Origin of the sequence: Streptomyces sp. UNOC14_S4, from assembly GCF_020740835.1 — a bacterium.
Taxonomy (GTDB): Bacteria; Actinomycetota; Actinomycetes; order Streptomycetales; family Streptomycetaceae; genus Streptomyces.
In genome coordinates, this window is record NZ_JAINFC010000461.1 from 1 (window position 1) to 6091 (window position 6091).

A 6091-nucleotide genomic window follows, 5' to 3' on the forward strand; every position below is an offset into this window, starting at 1 on the left:
CCACCCCGGCCCCGCTCCACGGCAACCGCCCCGCAAGCCAGCACCACCTGCCAGCCGCCCATGCGGCCCGCCGTGCCCGGCCCGGCGCCGCCGCAGCGCGGACCCGCCGTGCCGAAAAGAGCCATAGTGACCGCAGCGACCGCAGCGACGTCCGGCGTCATCACCCTGCACGTCAACGGAGAACCGCACACCCTCACCGTCGACCACCGCACCACGCTGCTCGACGCGTTGCGCGAGCGCCTCGGCCTGACCGGCACCAAGAAGGGCTGCGACCAGGGGCAGTGCGGCGCCTGCACCGTGCTGCTCGACGGCCGCCGCGCCGTGGCCTGCCTCCAGCTCGCGGTCGCGGCCGAGGGCCGCGCGATCACCACGATCGAGGGCGTCGCCGACGGCGACCGACTGCACCCCGTCCAGCAGGCGTTCCTCGAACTCGACGGCTACCAGTGCGGATACTGCACCCCGGGCCAGATCTGCTCCGCCCTCGGGGTCCTCGACGAGCACGCCGCGGGCTGGCCTAGCGCCGTCACCACCGACGTCCGCCCCGCGGCGGGTCCGCCCGCCCTCACCGACGACGAGATCCGGGAGCGGATGAGCGGCAACCTGTGCCGCTGCGGCGCGTACACGGCCATCGTCCGCGCCGTCGCACGGGCGGCGGGCGAACGAGTGGCGGGTGAACGGGCGGGGGAATCCGGGGCGGTGACGGTGTGAGGGATTTCCGCTACCGGCGTGCCGCCGACGTCGCCGACGCGCTCGCCCTGCTGGAAGCCGAACCCGAGGCCCGCCCGCTCGGCGGCGGCACCAACCTCGTGGACCTGATGAAGACCGGCGCCGAGCGGCCCGCGCTCCTCGTCGACCTGCGCGACCTCCCCCTCGACCGGATCGAGCCCACCGCGGAGGGCGGCCTGCGCATCGGCGCGACGGTCACCAACAGCGACCTGGCCGCACACCCCCAAGTGCGCCTCCACTTCCCGGCATTGGCCCAGGCCGTCCTCGCCGGTGCCTCGGGACAGCTGCGCAACATGGCCACGGTCGGCGGGAACCTTTTGCAGCGCACCCGTTGCGGCTACTTCACCAGTGCGGCCGCCCCGTGCAACAAGCGCGTACCGGGCAGTGGCTGTGCCGCGCTCACGGGCGAGCACCGCAACCACGCGGTCCTCGGCGCTTCCCCGCACTGCGTGGCCGTGCACCCCTCCGACATGGCGGTGGCCCTCGCGGCCTTCGACGCGGTCGTCACGTACGAGACCCCGCACGGGCCCGGCGAACTGCCGCTCGCCGCGTTCTACCTGCCGGTGGGCAGTACCCCGCAGCGGGAGACCGCTCTGCCGCCCGGCGCGCTGATCACCGGTGTCGTCCTGCCGCCGGCCCCGGTCGCCGCCACGTCCCGCTACCGCAAGGTGCGCGAGCGCGCCTCGTACGCCTTCGCGATCGGCTCGCTCGCGGCCGCCCTCGACGTCCGGGACGGCGTCGTCCGCGAGGTACGCCTCGCCTTCGGCGCGGTCGCCTCCCGCCCGTGGCGCGCCCGGCGGGCCGAGCAGGCGCTGACCGGGGGACCGGCCGGGGCCACGGCGTTCGCGGCCGCCGCCGACGCCGAACTGGCCGCCGCGCGGCCCCTGCCGCACAACGGCTACAAGCTGCCGCTGCTGCGCGACCTGGTCGTCGGCGTCCTGACCGGACTCGCCGAGGAGGCCGCCCGATGACCACGGCAGCGAGCATGGCAACCACCACGGCGACGACTATGGCAACCACCACCGGGCCCGCCACCCGGGCCGTCGGCACGCCGCACATCCGCCTGGAGGGTCGTGACAAGGTCACCGGCGCGGCCCGCTACGCGGCCGACCACCCCGCCGCCGACCTCGCCCACGGCTGGATCGTCCCGGCCACGGTGGCCCGCGGCCGCGTCCGCTCCCTGGACGACGCGGCCGCCCTGAAGATGCCCGGCGTGCTCACGGTCCTGCACCACGGCAACGCGCCGCGCCTGGCGGAGGACTTCGTCGGCACCTTCGGGCCCGACGCCACCACGCAGGTCCTCCAGCACGACCGCGTGCCCTACATGGGCTGGCCCGTCGCCTGCGTCGTGGCCGAGACCCCCGAACAGGCCAGGGAGGCCGCGGAGACGCTCGCCGTCACGTACGCCACGGAACCGCACGACGTGGACTTCCGCCCCGGGCACCCCGGTGCCTACACGCCGGGGCCGATGAACGTGGGCCCGGCCCGTACGGAGAAGGGGGACGTGGAGGCCGAACTCGCCGCCTCCGAGGTCGTGGTGGACGCCCGGTACAGCACCGCGGAGGAGCACCACAGCCCCATGGAGCCGCACGCGGCCATGGCGCGCTGGGACGACGGGCGCCTCGAAGTCGTCGACGCCACCCAGGGCGCCTACGCCACGGCACAGGACCTCGCCCGGCTCTTCGGCCTCGACCCCGCCTCGGTGCACCTGCGCTCCGAGCACGTCGGCGGCGGCTTCGGCTGCAAGGCCCAGGTCCGCCCGCACCTCATCCTCGCCGTCATGGCGACGACCCTGCTCGGGCGGCCCGTCCGCGTCGCGCTCACCCGGCCCCAGATGTTCACGCTCATCGGCCACCGCAGCCCCACCCACCAGCGCGTCCGGCTCGGCGCCGGCCCCGACGGCAGGCTGCGCGCCCTGGAGCACACGGCGCTCAGCGCCACCTCCACGGTCCGCGAGTTCGTCGAGCCGAGCGCACTGTACGGGCGTTCCATGTACGACGCGGACGGCCACCGCACGGACCACAGCGTGGTCCGGCTCGACATCCCCACCCCGACCTACATGCGCGCGCCGGGCGAGGCCCCCGGGTCGTTCGCCCTGGAGTGCGCGCTCGACGAACTGGCCGAGCGCTGCGGCCTGGACCCGATCGCCCTGCGCGCCCGCAACGAGCCCGCCGTCGGCCCCGTCTCCGGGCTCCCCTTCGCCGGGCGGCGCCTGCTGGACTGCTTCGCCGAAGGGGCCCGCCGGTTCGGGTGGGACGGGCGCGACCCGCGGCCCGGCGTGCGCCGCGACGGCCGCTGGCTCGTCGGCACCGGCACGGCGGCGGCCACCTTCTTCACGGGCGCCTTCCCGGCGACCGCCGCCGTGACGGCACACGCGGACGGCACCTTCACCGCGCGCATCGCCGCGGCCGACATCGGGACGGGCGCGCGCACGGCCCTGACCCAACTGGCCGCGGACGCGCTGGAGGTGACGCCGGACCGGGTGCGCGTGCTCATCGCCGACAGCGACTTCGGCGACGCGTGGCTGGCGGGCGGCTCCATGGGCACCCGCTCCTGGGGCTGGGCGATCACGCTGGCGGCGCGCGAACTGCGCGAGCGCCTCGCCCTCGGTGCCGCCGTCCCGCCCGACGGCCTCACGGTGCGCTCCGACACGCGGCAGGAGGTGAACGCGCTCGCCGCGTACGAACGGCACGCGTACGGGGCGCAGTTCGCCGAGGTCGCCGTCGACCCGGGCAGCGGCGAGATCCGCGTACGGCGCATGCTCGGCGTCTTCGCCGCGGGCCGGATCGTCAATCCGCTGACCGCCCGCAGCCAGCTGACCGGCGGCATGATCTGGGGCCTGTCCATGGCCCTGCACGAGGAGGCCGTCCGGGACACCGCCACGGGCGGCCTGGTCAACACCGACCTCGCGGGCTACCACATCGCGGCACACGCGGACGTGCCCGCCGTCGAGGCGGACTGGATCGACGACCCGGACCCCGACGACCCCGTCGGCATCAAGGGCATCGGCGAGATCGGCGGGGTGGGTTCCGCGGCGGCGATCGTCAACGCCGTCTGGCACGCGACGGGCGTACGCCACCGGGACCTGCCGATCCGGCCCGACCGCGTCCTGACGGCACCGAAGCTCTGACCGGGCCGTCGGCGATCCCGGCAGGGTTTCGCCGACGGCTTGCGGGACCGGCCGACGGTCAGACGGCCGCCAGCCCGAGCTGGCGCCGGTGGTCCAGGGGCGAGGAGCGCCGGTCCAGCCGGTCCTGGAGCAGGCGGTCGGCCTCCGCGCACCGCCCGGCGGACACCAGGGCGTACAGCAGCGTCTCCTCGACGACCTCGCGCTGTGCGGCGCTGCCGCCCACGCGGGGGAGGGCCGGCAGGATCGCCCGGAGCACGGTCGCCGCGTCGTCCCAGCGCTCCTCCGTCACCGCGATCATCGCGTCGCACAGCGGGCGGATGACCTCCCGCAGGACGGGGTCGCCGTGCCGCGCGGCGTACCGCCCGAGGCGGCGCAGGGCGCAGACCTCGCGGGCCGCGCCGAGGGCCATCACGCTGTGGAGGGCGGTGAACGCCGTCACGGGCCGCTCCAGGGTCTCGTGCGCGACCTCGTCCAGCACCTCGTCGATGGGCACGGTCCCGGTCCACTGGCCGGTCAGCTGGGCGCGCCACAGCATGGACGCGGAGTCGACGAGCGCGCGGATGCCGCGCACCTGGGGCGGGGCGAGCTGGCCGGACCAGCGGCGGCGGACGGCGGTCGCGTCGTCCAGCGCGAGTTCGTGCAGCGCGGCGTGCCAGGCGAAGTGCGCGCCGTGCGTGGCCCCTTGCCCGTGGCGGCCGATCCAGGCGTCGAGCCAGCGCAGGCCGTCGCGGTGGTCCCCGCACTCGTAATGGACGTGTGCCAGCGCGTGCACGGCGTGCCCGGAGGCCTCCTCGGAGCCCAGGGCCGCGCGGGCGAGCGCGCCCGCCTCGTCGAAGGCGCCCAGCTCCTGCCGGATGAACGCGAGGAGGGACGTGTGGAACCAGTGGCCCTCGTGGGCCGGTGCCGTGCGCTCGACCAGCTCGTAGGCCTCTTCCTGGAGGTCCGTGACGCCGGAGAAGGCGATGGTGGGCACGGCCATGCTCAGGGCCAGGGCGTCGCGGGGGTGCTCGTCGATGTGGTGCAGCAGGACGGCGTCGCCGTCGCCGGGCCGTCCCTGGATCCTGCGGGTGACGACGTCGACCAGGGCGCGTTCGCGCGCGTCGCCGCGTTCCCGTACGGCTCGCTGGGCGTCGGCCAGGGCGCGGGGTACGTCGATCTCGGCGCCGCCCTCGTGGCCCAGCATCGCGAGGGCCGCGTGGGCCAGGGCGAAGCCCGGGTCCAGCTCGGCGGCCTGGCGGAAGGCGCGGTCGGCGCCGGAGCGCACCGTCATCAGACGCTGCAGGCCGAGCCGGTAGGCGGCCGCCGTCGACGGGTCGGTGCTGAGCGGTTCGCCCAGGTTGTCCAGGGGCCTGCGGCGCGGCGGGGTCGCGGGCAGCGGGGCGACCGTGTCGAGGAGCACCTGCGCGATGCGGGCGGCCTGCCCCCGGATCTCGGGGACGGCGGTGCTCTCCCAGAGCTCGCCGCGCCGGGGGGCGCCGAGCGTCCACAGGGGGCGGCGCGCGGCCGGGTCGGAACCGACGAGCCGTCCGTCGGCGTCCGTCGCGTATCCGATGCCGAGCGGGCCGGGCACGGCCAGGCCGGAGGTGAGCAGGCCGCGGTCCAGCGGATCGGCGGACTCGGCGACGCGGGTCGCGGGTCCGGTGCAGTCCACCACCCAGCCGACGTTCAGGGTGCGGCCGTTGTCCAGGGTCACGGACAGGGGCGCCCCGTCGTCTGTCTCCACGTTCCGTACGGCGGCCACCTGGCCGGTGGACACGCGCAGCCGGTGCGCCTCCAGGAGCCGGGCGACGGATTCCGCGGTCGCCGGGGCCATGCGGTGCCGGTGGGAGTTCCACAACGAGCGGTCACGGGCGAGGAATTCGGCCTTCTCGCCGTCCGGGAGGGCGCTCCATAGCCGCGCGGTCATCGGCCGCAGTCCGTCGAGCGCGGGTCGCCAGTCGCCGTGACATCGGAGCGTGCGGCGCACGTGCCGGTAGACGTCTCTGCGGAGCCTGCTCAGCGGCAGTCCGTCGAGCGCCTCGGGCGGGGCCACCGGAGGCAGCGGGGTGACGGCGTGGGCGGCCGGGAAGGCGCCGCCGCGGGACACGGCGTGGACGGTGCGGTCCTGGCGGCCGAGGGTCAGGGCCACGTCGACGGCCGTGAGGCCGGTGCCGACGAGCAGCACGTCGTCGCCGGACGCGAGCGGACCGTCGAGCGCGCCGGGCGCCCAGGGATCCGGAACGAAGCGTTCCGAGG

4 protein-coding genes are annotated in these 6091 nt (G+C 75.9%); 3 read left to right on the forward strand and 1 reads right to left on the reverse strand.

Annotated elements, in window-relative coordinates; all coding sequences use genetic code 11:
- Positions 1-126: 126 nt before the first annotated feature.
- Genes K6I34_RS29535 through K6I34_RS29545 form a run of 3 tightly spaced genes read left to right on the forward strand, consistent with a single transcriptional unit; the run spans position 127 to position 3856 of the window.
- Entirely contained in the window at positions 127-708 is a 582-nt protein-coding gene (locus tag K6I34_RS29535; RefSeq protein ID WP_308294072.1) for a 2Fe-2S iron-sulfur cluster-binding protein, read from the forward strand.
- A complete protein-coding gene (locus tag K6I34_RS29540; protein ID WP_229330538.1) occupies positions 705-1697 on the forward strand; it encodes a xanthine dehydrogenase family protein subunit M in 993 nt (330 codons plus the stop codon). Before K6I34_RS29535 ends, K6I34_RS29540 begins: the two co-directional genes overlap by 4 nt.
- On the forward strand, positions 1694-3856 hold the full coding sequence (locus tag K6I34_RS29545; protein ID WP_374231053.1) for a xanthine dehydrogenase family protein molybdopterin-binding subunit: 2163 nt from the start codon (positions 1694-1696) through the stop codon (positions 3854-3856). Before K6I34_RS29540 ends, K6I34_RS29545 begins: the two co-directional genes overlap by 4 nt.
- Before the next feature lie 58 nt (positions 3857-3914).
- Here K6I34_RS29545 and K6I34_RS29550 read toward each other — a convergent pair.
- A partial coding sequence (locus tag K6I34_RS29550; protein WP_229330540.1) for a lycopene cyclase occupies positions 3915-6091 on the reverse strand: 2177 nt, incomplete at its 5' end.